At 65.2% G+C, this 14,193-nt stretch carries 12 protein-coding genes; 2 read left to right on the top strand and 10 right to left on the bottom strand.

Going from position 1 to position 14,193, the window contains the following annotated elements; translation table 11 throughout:
* Positions 1 to 30 precede the first annotated feature (30 nt).
* The gene (locus tag OSH05_RS08700; RefSeq protein ID WP_104219571.1) at positions 31 to 1,389 is read right to left on the bottom strand and encodes an aminotransferase-like domain-containing protein; all 1,359 of its coding nucleotides are present in this window, start codon (positions 1,387 to 1,389) and stop codon (positions 31 to 33) included.
* 119 nt (positions 1,390 to 1,508) lie between these two features.
* On the opposite strand from OSH05_RS08700, the gene OSH05_RS08695 reads away from it, so the two are divergent.
* Entirely contained in the window at positions 1,509 to 1,925 is a 417-nt protein-coding gene (locus OSH05_RS08695) for a DUF983 domain-containing protein (RefSeq protein ID WP_104219572.1), read from the top strand.
* A gap of 30 nt (positions 1,926 to 1,955) precedes the next feature.
* Here the strand turns inward: OSH05_RS08695 and gyrB are convergent, their stop codons facing one another.
* The gene (gene gyrB, locus OSH05_RS08690; protein ID WP_266352122.1) at positions 1,956 to 4,412 is read right to left on the bottom strand and encodes a DNA topoisomerase (ATP-hydrolyzing) subunit B; all 2,457 of its coding nucleotides are present in this window, start codon (positions 4,410 to 4,412) and stop codon (positions 1,956 to 1,958) included.
* A gap of 251 nt (positions 4,413 to 4,663) precedes the next feature.
* Between gyrB and OSH05_RS08685 the strand changes: the two genes are divergently transcribed.
* Positions 4,664 to 5,266, top strand: a complete 603-nt coding sequence (locus tag OSH05_RS08685; protein WP_104221176.1) for a DedA family protein — start codon at positions 4,664 to 4,666, stop codon at positions 5,264 to 5,266.
* Between the two features lie 2 nt (positions 5,267 to 5,268).
* Here OSH05_RS08685 and recQ read toward each other — a convergent pair whose 3' ends face one another.
* The 8 genes from recQ to rpsT all read right to left on the bottom strand — a co-directional run bounded on the left by recQ (position 5,269) and on the right by rpsT (position 14,063).
* Entirely contained in the window at positions 5,269 to 7,074 is a 1,806-nt protein-coding gene (gene recQ / locus OSH05_RS08680; RefSeq protein WP_104221177.1) for a DNA helicase RecQ, read from the bottom strand.
* A 44-nt stretch (positions 7,075 to 7,118) separates the two neighbouring features.
* On the bottom strand, positions 7,119 to 8,012 hold the full coding sequence (locus tag OSH05_RS08675) for a DUF817 domain-containing protein (protein WP_104221178.1): 894 nt from the start codon (positions 8,010 to 8,012) through the stop codon (positions 7,119 to 7,121).
* The gene (locus OSH05_RS08670) at positions 8,009 to 8,632 is read right to left on the bottom strand and encodes a LysE family translocator (protein WP_104221179.1); all 624 of its coding nucleotides are present in this window, start codon (positions 8,630 to 8,632) and stop codon (positions 8,009 to 8,011) included. Before OSH05_RS08670 ends, OSH05_RS08675 begins: the two co-directional genes overlap by 4 nt.
* Positions 8,633 to 8,637: 5 nt before the next feature.
* Complete coding sequence (gene recF / locus OSH05_RS08665; protein ID WP_104221218.1) at positions 8,638 to 9,762, bottom strand: DNA replication/repair protein RecF; 1,125 nt, start codon at positions 9,760 to 9,762, stop codon at positions 8,638 to 8,640.
* 32 nt (positions 9,763 to 9,794) lie between these two features.
* On the bottom strand, positions 9,795 to 10,916 hold the full coding sequence (gene dnaN / locus OSH05_RS08660; RefSeq protein WP_104221180.1) for a DNA polymerase III subunit beta: 1,122 nt from the start codon (positions 10,914 to 10,916) through the stop codon (positions 9,795 to 9,797).
* Positions 10,917 to 11,159: 243 nt separating this feature from the next.
* A complete protein-coding gene (gene dnaA, locus OSH05_RS08655) occupies positions 11,160 to 12,674 on the bottom strand; it encodes a chromosomal replication initiator protein DnaA (RefSeq protein WP_104221181.1) in 1,515 nt (504 codons plus the stop codon).
* Between the two features lie 27 nt (positions 12,675 to 12,701).
* Entirely contained in the window at positions 12,702 to 13,148 is a 447-nt protein-coding gene (locus tag OSH05_RS08650) for a rhodanese-like domain-containing protein (RefSeq protein WP_104221182.1), read from the bottom strand.
* Between the two features lie 648 nt (positions 13,149 to 13,796).
* Positions 13,797 to 14,063, bottom strand: a complete 267-nt coding sequence (gene rpsT, locus OSH05_RS08645) for a 30S ribosomal protein S20 (RefSeq protein WP_104221183.1) — start codon at positions 14,061 to 14,063, stop codon at positions 13,797 to 13,799.
* Positions 14,064 to 14,193 lie beyond the last annotated feature (130 nt).

Here is a 14,193-nt window from a genome sequence, read left to right as displayed (position 1 = left end):
AAACCTATTCCGGCGGGCGACCCTCGGCTGTCAGGCCGGCGGACCCGAAAGGAGGTCGCGCAGGCGGCGAAGGCCGGATGCGAGCGCCGTGCGATCCGGCGCCGCACCGAGCGAGACTCGGACGGCGCCGGCTCCATCATGACCGATCGCGAAGGCTGCGCCGGGAACGACGGCGACGCCGCCCGTGCCGGCGGCGGCGGCAAAGGCAGAGGATGTCCAGCCGTCTCGCATGGTGAGCCAGAGATGGTAGCCGTTCGCATCCGCACGGTAGTCCGCCGCCGCAAGGTAGCGCGCCGCCAATAGCTGACGCGCCGCGGCCTCTTCCGTGAGTGCGGCGGTGATCCGGTGTAGCGTGCCATCGGAGATCCAGCGCGAGGCAACCGCCGCCATGAGCGGAGACGCCATCAGCGCGGTCGCCCGCAGGACTTCGCCGGGTCCGATCAGGGCGCTGGCGGAGGGCGCGGCGAGATAGGCGATCCGCAGTCCGGGCGTTGCGCATTTCGACAGCGTGGCGATGTGGTAGCTGCGTTCCGGCCCGATCGTGGCGATCGGCGCGGGCGCGCCGTCCGCGAGCGGCCGATAGGGATCGTCCTCGACGATGATGATGTCGAAGCGTCGCGCCACCGCTACGATCGCCTCCCGCCGCGATGTCGGCATGGTTGCAGTGGTTGGATTGTCGATCGTCGGCACGACATAGATCGCCTTCGGGCGATGGCGCTCACAAGCCGTCTCGAAGGCGTCCGGAAGGATCCCTTCGCGGTCCATGGCAAGGCCGATCAACGAGATGCCGATCTGCGCCGCTACGTCCTTGACGCCCGGGTAGGTGGAGGCGCCAGCGCAGAGGCCGTCACCGGGCCGCAGCAGGGTTGCACAGACGGCGTGGAGCGCGGCCTGCGCTCCGTTGGTGACGGCGATCCGATCGGAAAGGTCCGGTCCGAACGCCTCCAGCAGCCAGGCGGCACCCGCGGCCCGGTCCGCTTCGGAGCCGATCGAGGGCACGTATTGCAGCGGCGACGCCGTGCCCGCTCGCAGGATATCCGCCATCGCTCGGCCGATCCGCGCTGGGAGATCGGCGCGGGCGGGCTGCGGCGGGATGTTGAGGCTGAGATCGACCGGGCTTTCCCCGGCCCGGCGCGCGAGCGTGTCGGCGTTTCCCGCAACCCAGGTCCCTCCGCGTCCGGGCCTGGCGGAAAGGAGGCCGCGCGTTTTCGCTTCCCGATAGGCACGCGTGACTGTGGTGAGGTCGATGCCGAGCGCATCGGCGACGCCGCGTTGGGGCGGCATGCGCTCGCCTTCCGTGATCAGCCCTGCCGCGATGTCCTCCGCGATCGCCGCGACGAGGCCCATGAACTTCGAGGGAGCCGATTTCTGAATCCGGGGCTGCCACATGGCGGTTCCTGCTGAAGACCCTACAAACGGATCCATACAATAGACGGGTCAATGCCATTTAATATGCCGCGATCCATACAATATGAAGATCAATCGACTGGAAGTTGGAGTTCCCGTTTATGGAACCGCGCAGACCCGAATATCCGCCGCTCTCCCCGCTCAAGACGGGGATCCGGGGGCGATGCCCACGTTGCGGCGAAGGGCATCTCTTCAGCGGCTTCCTGACGCTGGCGCCCCGCTGCGAGGTCTGCGGCCTCGATTATTCCTTCGCCGACCCGGCGGACGGCCCGGCTTTCTTCGTGATCTGTTTTGCCTGCGTGCCGGCGGTGGTCCTGGCGCTGTGGATCGAGGTCGCGTTCCAGGCGCCCTATTGGGTGCACCTCTTCACGACTTTGCCCTTCCTGCTCGCCACCTGCATTCCGCCGCTCAGGCCGCTGAAGGGCTGGCTCGTCGCCAGCCAATATTACTTCAAGGCTGGCGAGGGACAGATCGACGCCGACTACCATGCCCGCAGCGAAGCGGCGCGCCGGCTGTAAGCGCCGGCCGCCTGTCAGGAGGAGGCGAACTCAGACGTCCAGATTGACGACGTTGAGCGCATTGTCCTGGATGAAGTCGCGGCGCGGCTCGACCTCGTCGCCCATCAGCTTCGTGAACAGATCATCGGCTGCGTCGGCCTCCTTGATGCGCACCTGCAGCAGGGAACGGACATTCGGATCGAGCGTCGTCTCCCAGAGCTGGCTTGCGTTCATCTCGCCGAGGCCTTTGTAGCGCTGCAGCTGGATGCCTTTGCGGCCGGCGGCATAGACGGCATCGAGCAGCGAGCGCGGCCCGAAGATCGGCGTCTCATTGTCCTTGCGGCGGAAGCGCGACGGAGCGCCGTAGATCTCGCGCATGCCGGCCGTGAGGCTGTCGAGCTTGCGTGCATCGGCGGAATCGACCAGCGCGGCATCGATCATGGTCGCCTCGCGTACGCCGCGCACCTCGCGTTCGAACAGATAGCCGCCATCGCTGCCGACTTTCCCCGTCCAGCCGCGTTCGATGTCGTCGGCGACGGTGTCGAGACGCCGCGCCACTTCCTGGACCGCCGCCTGCGCCTGATCGGGATCGTTCATCACAGCGGTGTTGAGCGCCCCGGCGATTGCCGCCTGCTCGATGAGCGTGCGGTCATAGCGTGTGTGCATCGCGTCGATCAGATGCTTGACGGTGCGCGTGTCGCTCACGATCGAGGCGAGGTCCGCCCCGGCGATCACTTCGCCATTCTCCAGCGTCAGCGACGCGTCCTCGACGCCCTGGGTGATGAGATAGTCCTCAAGAGCCCGCTCGTTCTTCAGATATTGCTCGGAACGGCCCCGCGTGACTTTGTAGAGCGGCGGCTGGGCGATGAAGATGTGTCCGCGCTCGATCAGCTCCGGCATCTGGCGGAAAAAGAACGTCAGCAACAGGGTCCGGATATGGGCGCCGTCGACGTCGGCGTCCGTCATGATGATGATCTTGTGGTAGCGCAGCTTGTCTGGCGCGAACTCGTCCTTGCCGATCGATGTGCCGAGCGCAATGATCAGCATGCCGATCTGCTCGGACGAGAGCATCTTGTCGAAGCGGGCTCGTTCCACGTTCAGGATCTTGCCGCGCAGCGGCAGCACGGCCTGGTTCTCGCGGTTGCGGCCCTGCTTGGCCGAGCCACCTGCCGAGTCGCCCTCGACGATGAAGATTTCGGACTTGGCTGGATCGCGCTCCTGGCAATCGGCGAGCTTGCCGGGCAGCGAGGCGATGTCGAGCGCACCCTTGCGGCGCGTCAGCTCGCGCGCCTTGCGCGCCGCCTCGCGCGCCGTCGCGGCCTCGACGACCTTGGTGAGGACCTGCTTGCCCTCGCCCGGATGCTCTTCGAACCACTGGCCGAGCAGATCGTTGACGAGGCTTTCGACCACGGGCCGGACCTCGGACGAGACCAGCTTGTCCTTGGTCTGCGACGAGAATTTCGGATCGGGCACCTTGACGGAGAGCACGGCCGTCAGGCCTTCGCGGCAATCATCACCGGTGAGCGACACCTTCTCGCGCTTCGAGACGCCCTGGCTGTCGGCATAGCTGGTGATCTGCCGCGTCAACGCGCCGCGAAAACCGGCGAGATGCGTGCCGCCATCGCGTTGCGGGATGTTGTTGGTGAAGCAGAGCACATTCTCGTGGTAACTGTCGTTCCACCACATCGCGACTTCGACGGTGATCCCGTCACGTTCCGCCGAAATGCCGATCGGGCCCGGCAGCAGCGGATGCTTGGCGCGGTCGAGATAGCGCACGAAGGCTTCCAGCCCGCCCGTATAGATCAGTTCCTCGCGGCGCGGCTCGACACCGCGACGATCGGTCAGAACGATGCGGACGCCGGAGTTCAGGAAGGCGAGCTCGCGCAGCCGATGTTCCAGCGTGTCGAAATCGAACTCAACCTTCGTGAACGTCTCCGTCGACGGCAGGAAGCTGATCTCGCTGCCGCTGCGGCCCTCATTGACGCCGGCCACGTCCATGGCCTCGTAGGTGCCCGTCTCCTTGAGCGGCGCATCGGCATTGCCATGCGTGAAGCTCATCTCATGGATTTTCCCGCCGCGGCGGATCTTGAGCTTTAGCCAGCTCGACAGCGCGTTCACCACCGAGACGCCGACACCGTGCAGGCCGCCCGAGACCTTGTAGGAATTCTGGTCGAACTTCCCGCCAGCATGGAGCTGCGTCATGATCACTTCGGCGGCGGAAATGCCCTCGCCGGTATGAATATCGGTCGGAATGCCACGGCCATTGTCGATGACCGTGCAGGATCCGTCCGGATTGAGCGTCACGCTGACGAGGTCGGCATGGCCGGCTAGCGCTTCGTCGATCGCGTTATCGACGACCTCATAGACCATGTGGTGCAGGCCCGAACCATCGTCCGTATCGCCGATATACATGCCAGGGCGCTTGCGGACAGCATCCAAGCCCTTCAGAACCTTGATGGAATCGGCGCCGTAGGCTTCGGTGGCTTGGTCGCGGGCGGTATCCGACATTCAATCTTCCTTGGATTCGCGCGCATACACGCGCGCGAGAACTCGATTCGTCGTGCTAATCTATTGCTTCGTCGTGCGAATTGCACGTTTCCGCCTATCATTGAAAGACGGCGCCAAGGTGGCGCGGCCGCATTCTGCCGCCGTTTCGGCGGTTCCCGGCGACGCGTGTCTCCGGCGGGCTTGCGCCGGGACGGCGGAGCATCGATTCTCCCGTTTCATTTGGCGGCGAAAGAGGCGATCGAACTCCACCAATGATGCACGCAATCGATCAGTTCCTGGCGACCTACGGCCTTGTCGTTGTCTATTTCGGTGTGATCATCGAAGGCGACAGCGTGCTGATCGCAGCGGGATTTCTGGCGCATCAGGGCGTCATGAACCCGATCACCGTCTTTCTGGCCGCCTTTGCCGGTTCGGTCACGTCCGACCAGATCCTCTATTATATAGGAAGATATTCTGCGGATTCGAGGCTGGTGAAGCGCCAGACGGTACGGCCTGCTTTTGCAAAGGTGCTGGATATCATCCATCGCCGCCGCGTTCTGTTCATCCTGTCCTTCCGCTTCATCTACGGTGTACGAACGATAAGCCCGATCGCCATCGGCATAGCGGGCGTTTCCCCGTGGCTCTATACGCCGCTGAACGTTGTCGCGGCTGCGGTCTGGGCCGCGCTCGTCACGTCGATCGGCTATTTCTTCGGTCAGATCATCGAGCAATATGCCGGCCGCCTGCATCATATCGAGCACAAGCTGCTCGTCGCGCTGGCGATCGGCCTGGTCTCGCTCGTCGTGCTGCATCTGGGGCGAGGCTGGTGGATGCGACGCCAGGCGGCCGGCGACCCGCCGCCGCCCGGCGCATAGGCTCAGCCGATCTCGGCGATCCGTTCCAGAAACACCTCGCCATAGAGCGACAGCTTGCGCTCGCCGACGCCCTGGACTTCGCGCATCTCGGCGAGCGTCGCCGGCTTGGTCTCCGCCATCTCGATCAGCGTCCGGTCGGGGAAGACCATATAGGCGGCAACACCTTCCTCGCGGGCGATCTCGCGGCGGAGCGCGCGCAGGGCCTCGAACAGCGATGACGCGGCATCGTCGAGGCCGCTGGTGCGGTTCTCGCGCGCTTCGGAACGCCGCGCCCGCTTCGGCGCCTCGCGGCTCTTCCGAAGCGCGATCGTCTCGCGGCCGAAGAGGATGTTTTCGCCCGTGTCGGTCAGGCGGAAGCCGCCATGCTCCGCGCTGGCCTCGGCGAGGGCCCCGGCGGCGAAAAGCTGGCGGATGACGGTCCGCCACTCATTGGCGCCACGGGCCGCGCCGACCCCGAAGGTCTTGATCTGGTCATGGCCGAGCCGGCGGACATTGTCGCTGGCCTCGCCGCGCAGGATGTCGACCAGATGGCCGGCGCCATAGCGCTGGCCGGTGCGCATGACGGCCGACAGCACCTTCTGCGCATCCACCGTGGCGTCAACCAGTTCGGCACCACCCTGGCAGAGGTCGCACGCCCCGCAGGGTCCGCTCGTCTCGCCGAAATAGGCGAGCAGCGCCTGCCGGCGGCAGGTGACGGCTTCGGCGAGGTCGATCATGGCCGAGAAGCGCCGGTGCTCCAGCTGGCGCTGGGCGTCGCTGATCGCCTTCTCGTCGATCTGGCGTCGGCGGAAGGCGAAATCGTCGATGCCGTAGAGCGTCAGCGTCTCGGCCGGCAGGCCGTCGCGCCCGGCGCGCCCGATCTCCTGGTAATAAGCCTCTACGCCGGAGGGCAGATCGGCGTGGATGACGAAGCGCACATCCGGCTTGTTGATGCCCATGCCGAAGGCGATCGTTGCGCACATGACGACGCCGTCCTCCTGCAGGAAGACGTCCTGCCGCTGCGAGCGCACCGCCGCATCGAGCCCGGCATGATAGGCGAGTGCGCGGACACCCTTGCCGCAGAGCCATTCCGCCAGCTTCTCGGTGCGGTCGCGCGAGGCGGCGTAGAGGATGCCGTTCGAGCCGCGATGCCGCTCGAGAAAATCTGCGATCTGGTTCCTCGGCTTGTCCTTGGCCTCGAAGCGCAGATGCAGGTTCGGCCGGTCGAAGGAGTGAACAACAATGCGCGGCGGCGCGGGGAAGAGCTGGCTCGCGATGTCGTTGCGCGTCGCTTGGTCGGCCGTAGCCGTCAGCGCCACGACCTGGACATTGCCGAGCGCCTGCCGGACCTGGGCCAGCTGGCGATATTCCGGGCGGAAATCATGGCCCCACTGCGAGACGCAATGTGCCTCGTCAATGGCGAGCCGCCTGACGGAACTGGCCGCCAGCAGGGAAATCAGCCCGTCACCCGCAAGCCGCTCCGGCGAGACGAAGAGCAGCGAGACCTCGCCGGCCCGGAGCCGCTTCAGCGTCTCGCGATTGGCTTCATCGCCATTGCCCGAATTCAGCGTCGCGGCGGCGACGCCGACATGGCCCATCTGCTGCACCTGGTCGCGCATCAGCGCGATCAGCGGCGAGACGACCACGGTGAGCCCGCCATCGACCACGGCCGGCAGCTGGTAGCACATGGATTTGCCCGAACCGGTCGGCATGACGGCGAGCACATTCTCGCCGGCGAGCACCGCCCCGATCACCTCGTCCTGGCCTGGTCGGAAATCGTCATAGCCGAAGACGGATTTGAGCGCGGCGCGGGCGCGCGAAAGCGGCATTAATTCGGGCCTTCCAACTGATTCGCCGCGGCGATGCTACGCCCTCAGGAGCCGAGATTCACGCCGGAAGGCAGGCGATCTGCCGAAACCTGCGCGAGAAAGGACCTGGGCGGATGGACGAGGAGCACCAGCACATAGGAGAGGATCATCAGGAGATACCACGAGCCGAACTTGGCCGGGGAGACGAGGCCGGTACGGGCATAGCTCCAAGTGGCACTCGCCGTGCCAATCACTTCGGCAAACCAGATGAACAGCGCGATGAGCAGGAAGGCGACGACGAGCGGCATGCGGCGCGGCGTCTGGTCGACGGTGAACTGGACGCTTGTCCGCCCGAAGACGAGGATCGTCGCAGCGAAGAGAGCGATCCGCATGTCCGGCACGAAGTGATGGCTGAAGAAATTCACGTAGATCAACGCCGACACCAGCCCGGCCAGCCAGAGCGGCGGGAAGTTACGGTAGCGGAGATCGAAAATGCGGGTCGAGCGGGCGATGTAGCTGCCGACGCAGGAATAGAGAAAGCCCGAAAACAGCGGCACCCCGCCAATGCGGAAGAAATTTGCCTCAGGATATTGCCACGAGCCCATATGGGTCTTGAAGAGCTCCATGACCGTTCCGACGACATGGAAGAGCAGAATGACCTTCGCCTCGTCGAACCGCTCCAGCTTCAGCGCCAGAAAGGCAGCCTGCACCGCGATCGCGAAGAGGAACAGGAAATCATAGCGCGCGAGAAGCCAACCCTCCTGCCAGACGAGCTTGGAGATGAGGATGGCGCCGAGCATCAGGCCGGCGAAAAGCGAAGCCCAGGCCTCCTTGAAGCCGAAAATCAGGAACTCGCGCAGCGGTGCTGGAAGCCGGTCGATGACACCATGGGCACGACGCCGGGCCGGCTCAAGATAAGCGCCATAGCGGTTTGGGTCGCGGACGGACGACCCGCTCACCGCGCGGCGATCGCCACGGCAGCACCCGCCATCACGACGCCGCTGCCACGATTGACGAGGCGGATCGCCCTCGGGTTGGAAAAGAGCCGGCGGGCGCGCAGCGCCAGCACAACATAGAAGCCGAAGACAAGTGTCAGTACCGCGAGTGTCGTGGCGACCAGCTCGGTGAAAGCGAGCCCGTCGACGGCGGAGAGATCGACGAGGCTCGGCACCAAGGCGAGGTAGAATACCATGGTCTTCGGGTTGCCCATGGTGACCGCGAGGCCGCCAAGGAACAGGCGAACGCGGCTTTCGCGCGCCGTGTTGGCCTCGACAGCTTGGGCTTTGGCCGGAGCCGTCCACATCTTCCAGCCGACATAGAGCAGATAGGCGGCACCGGCATATTTGATCAGGGCGAAGACCTCGTGGAAGGTCTGTGCCAGGACGGCGAGGCCCAATATGGCGAGCGATAGCCAGACGACGTCGCCGATCGCCATTCCGGCGACGAAGGCGATGGCGCCGTCGCGGCCCCGCCCGAGCACGCGCGCGACGATCGCGGCGATGCCGGGGCCGGGCGAGAAGGCGGCAATGCCAAGCGCCGCCGCGAAAAGCGCCAGCCCCGAAAGCGAGATTCCGGTCATGTCGGCTATCCTCCCCGAACGGTGATCGGCTCCACCCTGCCGCCGCCGACCCGGAAGATCGCCGCCGATTGCGGCAATTCGGCGAAGAGGCCGGGATCGGCGCCGGTCATGAAGACCTGGCTGCCGAGGCGTTCGAGCGCCGCATAGAGCGCCGAGCGGCGGCGAATATCGAGATGGGCGGCGATCTCGTCGAGGAGGACGATGGGGGCAAGGCCGCTCTCGCGCGCGACGAGCCGGGCATGGGCGAGCACCAGCCCGACGAGAAGCGCCTTCTGCTCGCCGGTCGAGGCGCGATCGGCGGCGACGTCCTTCGGCCCGTGCCGCACGAGAAAATCGCTCGCCTGCGGTCCGACAAGCGCCCGCCTTGCCGCCGCGTCGCGAGGGCGTCCGTCGCGAAGGGCGGTTCGGAAACGGTGCTCCGCGAGGGAATTGTCCTCGGCCAGCCAGCGATCCATCTCACCATCGAGCGCCAGCAAGGCATGAGGGAAGGGGGATTCTTCGCCTCTCCCTTCCTCGATGATTGCGCTGAGCCGCCGCACGGTCTCGAGCCGGATCCGGGCGATGGCGGTTCCGAGGGCCGCTGCCTCGGCCTCGATGCCATCGAGCCAGGCGCGATCGGGCGCTGGTTCCTCCAGCAGGCGGTTGCGCGAGCGCAGCGCCCGCTCATAGGCCGAAACGCGGCTGCCATGGCGAGCGTCGAGCGCCAGCACCAGCCGGTCGAGAAAGCGGCGCCGGTCGCCGGCCGAACCGGAGAAGAGCCCGTCCATGGCCGGCACCAGCCAGACGAGGCGGAGATAATCGGCAAAGGCGGTGGCGGAGCCGACGCTATCGCCATCGATGCGATAGCGCCGCGTCGGGCCGGTATCGCCGATCTCAATTCCCGTGCCGAGCCGCGTCTCGATATCGTTGCGCTGAAGCGTCAGCGCTATGGAGAAGCCGCCGCTGCCGCCGCTCCGCGCCAGGTCGGCGGGATCGGCCCGGCGAAAGCCTCGGCCTGGCGAGAACAGCGACAGAGCTTCGAGCAGATTGGTCTTGCCGGCGCCGTTTTCGCCGGTGAGCGCCACGAGGCCGGCGCCAGTAGTCAGGTCGAGCGTGGCATAGGAACGGAAATCGACAAGCGAAACGCGCATGATGCGCGGCGCGGCGGCGTCGCCCGGAGCCGTCACACGCGCATCGGCATCAGGACATAAAGCGCGGAATCGTCGCCCTCGTCCTGGATCAGGGTCGGGGAGCCCGGATCGGCGAAGCGGAATTCCGCCTTGTCGGTCTTCAACTGCGCCGCGATGTCGAGCAGATATTTCGAGTTGAAGCCGATATCGATCGGATCGGAATCATAGTCGACGTCGAGTTCTTCCGTCGCCGAGCCGGAATCGGGATTGTTCACGCTGAGCGCCAGCCGTCCCTCCGAGGACAGCGCCAGCTTGACGGCGCGGCCGCGCTCGCTCGCCACGGTCGAGACGCGGTCGACAGCGGAGGAGAAGGTGCTCCGGTCGACCTTCAGCAGCTTGTCATTGGTCTGCGGGATGACGCGGGCATAATCCGGGAAGGTGCCGTCGATCAGCTTCGACGTCAGCACGACCAGGCCGAAAGTGACGCGGATCTTGGTCTCCGAGATCTCAATGATGGCGTCGCCCTCGCCGCCATCCAGCAGCTTCTGGATCTCGCCGACGGTCTTCCTCGGAATGATGATGCCGGGCATTCCCTCGGCCCCAGTAGGGACGGAAGTCTGCGCGCGCGCCAGACGGTGGCCGTCGGTCGCCACGGCGCGCAGCAGCGTCCGGCCCTCGATGGTTGGCGTGTGCAGGTAGATACCGTTCAGATAATAGCGCGTCTCCTCGGTCGAGATCGCGAACTGGGTGCGGTCGATCAGCGATTTGAACGTCGCGGCGGGAAGCTCAAAGCGGATCGGAAACTCGCCGATGGTCAGATCCGGGAAATCGCTCTCCGGCAGCATCTGCAGCGAGAAATTGGACCGCCCGGCCCTGACCGTCAGCGTCTGGCCATCGACCGCCGTCTCCAGCGCCACTTCCGAGCCGTCCTGCAGCTTGCGGACGATGTCGTAAAGCATATGCGCCGGCACCGTGGTCCCGCCGGGGCGCCCGACCTCGGCCGGCACCGTCTCCAGAACCTCCAGGTCGAGATCCGTCGCCTTCAGCGTCAGCGCCTGGCCATTCGCCCGGATCAGTACGTTGGAGAGGATCGGAATGGTGTTCCGACGCTCAACGACGCGGTGAACGTGCGCGAGGGACTTCAGAAGATTGGATCGCTCGAGGGTCGCTCTCATGAAACGCGGAACCTTGCAGGGCGGGCCGAGCCAACGGCGCGTGATCGCGGAAGATGGCGGGCTTGCGCCCGGTATGGGCCGAAGAAATTGGCGGGTTTGGGCGGGAAACGCAAGGCCCGGATTGCCGCTTCTTCGCTGTCCCGACGGCCGTCCGCTATCCGGGAGGCCTGACAGGCAAAACGCCGTCCCGCGATGGCCGGACGGCGTCCTGTCTTGATATTGAAGCGATGCGGACCGAAACGGCTATTCGTCAATCATGCGCCGCAGCAGCTCGACCTCTTCCGCCAGATGCTGGTCGCCCTGCATCAATTCCTCGACCTTGCGCACCGCGTGCAAAACGGTCGTGTGGTCGCGCCCACCGAAGCGGCGGCCGATTTCCGGCAGCGAACGCGGTGTCAGCGTCTTCGACAGATACATCGCGATCTGCCGCGGCCTGACGATGGTGCGTGTGCGCCGGCTCGACAGCAGGTCCGCCTTCGAAACGTTGTAATGCGTCGCGACGATCTTCTGGATGTCCTCGATCTTGACCCGTCGCGGCTCCCGCGCGCCGACGAGGTCGCGCAGCGTCACTTCCGCCGACGCCATGGTCACGGCCTGATGGGTGAACTGCCATTGCGCCACGAGGCGGTTGAGCGCCCCTTCGAGATCGCGGCCATTCGATACGACCGACTGCGCGACATATTCGAGAACGGTCGAGGGGATGTCGAGGCCGGGGCTCTGCGACTGCGCGACCTTGTAGCGGCTCTCCAATATGTGCCGGCGCAATTCGAGATCGGGGGCCCCGATCTCGAAGGCGACGCCGCCGCGAAGGCGCGAGCGCACGCGCTCGTCCAGCGTCTCGAGATCGGCGGATGGCCGGTCGGCGGCAACCACGACCTGACGCGCGCCGTCGATCAGGACGTTCAGCGTATGGCAGAACTCCTGCTGCACCGATTTTCCCTGCAGGAACTGCAAGTCGTCGATCAAGAGCAGGTCGATCTCGCGAAGTCCTTCCTTGAAGGCGATCGCCGACTGGTTCTTCAGCGCCGCGACGAAGCGGAACATGAAGTGCTCGGCCGTCAGATAGACGACGCGGCGGCCGGGGTCGGCCCGCAAGGCCGCCTGGGCGATCGCGTGCAGGAGATGGGTCTTGCCGCGGCCGACGCCCGCATGGATGTAGAGCGGGTTGAACGGCGTCGGGCGACCGGCGGTGGATTCGGCGACGGCGCGCGCCGCGGCATAGGCGACGCGGTTCGGCGCGCCTTCGCAGAACGTCTCGAATGTCAGGCGCGGATCGACCGGCGAGCCGGCCGTGTCGGCATCGATGCGTGACGACGCCATCGAGACCGGAGCCGCGGAGGCGGCAGGGAGCAAGGTCGGCGCGGCCGCCGCGCCCAGCACCGGGGCGACGGGCTTTTCGGTCTTTGGCAGCGGCTTGGGACGCGAAGCGCCGCGAACGGTCAGTTCGACACGGCGGATACCGGAGATCTCGGCGCCCCAGAGACCGATGAGCTTGTCGAGATAATGGGCCTGGATCCAGGATTTCAGGAAACGCGTCGGCACGGAGAGGGTGACGGAGGCGCCATCGGCGCTCTCGAATTCGACGCGGGCGAACCAGCTCGAAAAGACGTCCTCCCCCAGTTCGCTGCGGAGGCGGCGCTTGACCCGGTCCCAGAGAAGTGCGTCGGCACGGACGGTCATCGCACGGTCTTCCTCGATATCGACCGTCCGAAGCGCTGACGTACCCACCCCGAATTCTCCAATCCTGTCATCGCGCATCACAGCCCCTTTTCCTTCTTGCGTCTGTCACGATTGAACCCACGGCAAACCGGCGGCCTTCCAGCCATCGGCGTTGCCGCGATGCCGATCCTCGTCGAGCGGGCCTTCGAAGCCCCCGGCGACGTTGAAGCAGCGATCGAAGCCCTCTGCTGCCATCGCATTGGCAGCGGCGAGGCTCCTTACCCCCGAACGGCACAGGAAGAACAACGCCGTCTCCCGGCCGATCCCCCGCCGGGTCAGTTCCGCCGAGAGAACCTCGGCGAAGTCCTCATTCACGGCCATGGCCGGAAAGCTCTGCCATTCGACCAGCAGGATCTCCTTGCCGATCGAACTCAGATCCGGAATCCCGACATAGCCCCACTCGGCCTTGGTCCGCACGTCGATGAGAACCGATTGCGGTTCGCTCGACAGCGCTTCAAAGGCCTCAAGGGCCGTGACGTCGCCGGCGAACGAGCCGGCAGGTGAACGAGACATAATACCCCCTCATGCGCCCGACATCTCTGTCATGCGCAATCCAGACCCTACACTTTACAAGGCTTGAGAAGTCATCCCCGACGGAAGACAATAAAAATACGCACGGAGCTTCCGTAATATACAGATACAAATTTGCTGAATTTACACGCGGTCACACTTCTAGATTTGAGTTTTGCGCATGGGGCTCGCAAAACCCTGCCGGTTGACCCTCCCGGTCGGACGACGACTTCCGCCGCCATCGCTATGAAGGGAAAATACACAGCCACCCCCCCTATCGCAACGCCTCTCCGCGCATGGTTGGCCTGCTCATGTCCCGCCTCTCGGCCCCCCGTAGCGGATGGCGTTGCGTAAACCCTTGCGAGTCAAAGGCTTCGTTTCGCGCTTTTCGATAAGGCGGGGAAATCCATAGCGGGCGAAAAATTTAAACGCCTTGCCTATTGACTCGGTTGGAATCGGAACACGGGGCGCAGGTCCAACATTACCAAGTCATAACATGTTGGAAAATATAAGGAAATTTTGCTAGATGGCAGCGGGATGAACGGTCGTGCGTGTCGCGCCCGGCTATTGTTCAAGCGGTGCAGCCACTTACCCGCATAACAAAAAGCCCGGCCTGAGCCGGGCTTTGAAAATACGATTTTGACGCTTGGTTCAGGCCGAAAGGGCCTTAACGCGGGCGGCCAGTCGCGACACCTTGCGCGAGGCTGTGTTCTTGGGAACGACACCCTTCTGGGCGGCCCGCATCATCTCCGGCTGGGCGGCGCGAAGCGCCTCCGCGGCGGCGGCGGCGTCGCCGGAGGCAATCGCCTCCTCGACCTTGCGCACGAAGGTGCGCATGCGGCCACGGCGGGTGCGATTGATGTCGGCCCGGCGCGCAATCTTGCGGGCGGCTTTCTTGGCGGACGGCGTATTGGCCATTAAGGGCCTTCCTGGTCAATTCGGTTCGTTGGATTTCCGCGCCGACGACCGCAACGTCGTAACAAGGCGGAAAGGCAGCTCGGGGCCACCTCGGTTCGAGGGCGCCTTATAGTAGGGCCAACAGGCCGCG

Origin of the sequence: Kaistia algarum (assembly GCF_026343945.1) — a bacterium.
GTDB classification, from domain to species: domain Bacteria; phylum Pseudomonadota; class Alphaproteobacteria; order Rhizobiales; family Kaistiaceae; genus Kaistia; species Kaistia algarum.
The sequence above is the reverse complement of the archived record's forward strand: the minus strand, read 5'-3'. Positions and strand labels throughout refer to the sequence as shown.

Excerpts from the sequence above, each read along its gene's own strand:
- OSH05_RS08700 (WP_104219571.1), bottom strand. The coding sequence starts at position 1,389 with ATGTGGCAGCCCCGGATTCAGAAATCGGCTCCCTCGAAGTTCATGGGC.
- OSH05_RS08695 (WP_104219572.1), top strand. The coding sequence starts at position 1,509 with ATGGAACCGCGCAGACCCGAATATCCGCCGCTCTCCCCGCTCAAGACG.
- gyrB (WP_266352122.1), bottom strand. The coding sequence starts at position 4,412 with ATGTCGGATACCGCCCGCGACCAAGCCACCGAAGCCTACGGCGCCGAT.
- OSH05_RS08685 (WP_104221176.1), top strand. The coding sequence starts at position 4,664 with ATGATGCACGCAATCGATCAGTTCCTGGCGACCTACGGCCTTGTCGTT.
- recQ (WP_104221177.1), bottom strand. The coding sequence starts at position 7,074 with ATGCCGCTTTCGCGCGCCCGCGCCGCGCTCAAATCCGTCTTCGGCTAT.
- OSH05_RS08670 (WP_104221179.1), bottom strand. The coding sequence starts at position 8,632 with ATGACCGGAATCTCGCTTTCGGGGCTGGCGCTTTTCGCGGCGGCGCTT.
- recF (WP_104221218.1), bottom strand. The coding sequence starts at position 9,762 with ATGCGCGTTTCGCTTGTCGATTTCCGTTCCTATGCCACGCTCGACCTG.
- dnaN (WP_104221180.1), bottom strand. The coding sequence starts at position 10,916 with ATGAGAGCGACCCTCGAGCGATCCAATCTTCTGAAGTCCCTCGCGCAC.
- dnaA (WP_104221181.1), bottom strand. The coding sequence starts at position 12,674 with ATGCGCGATGACAGGATTGGAGAATTCGGGGTGGGTACGTCAGCGCTT.
- OSH05_RS08650 (WP_104221182.1), bottom strand. The coding sequence starts at position 13,148 with ATGTCTCGTTCACCTGCCGGCTCGTTCGCCGGCGACGTCACGGCCCTT.
- rpsT (WP_104221183.1), bottom strand. The coding sequence starts at position 14,063 with ATGGCCAATACGCCGTCCGCCAAGAAAGCCGCCCGCAAGATTGCGCGC.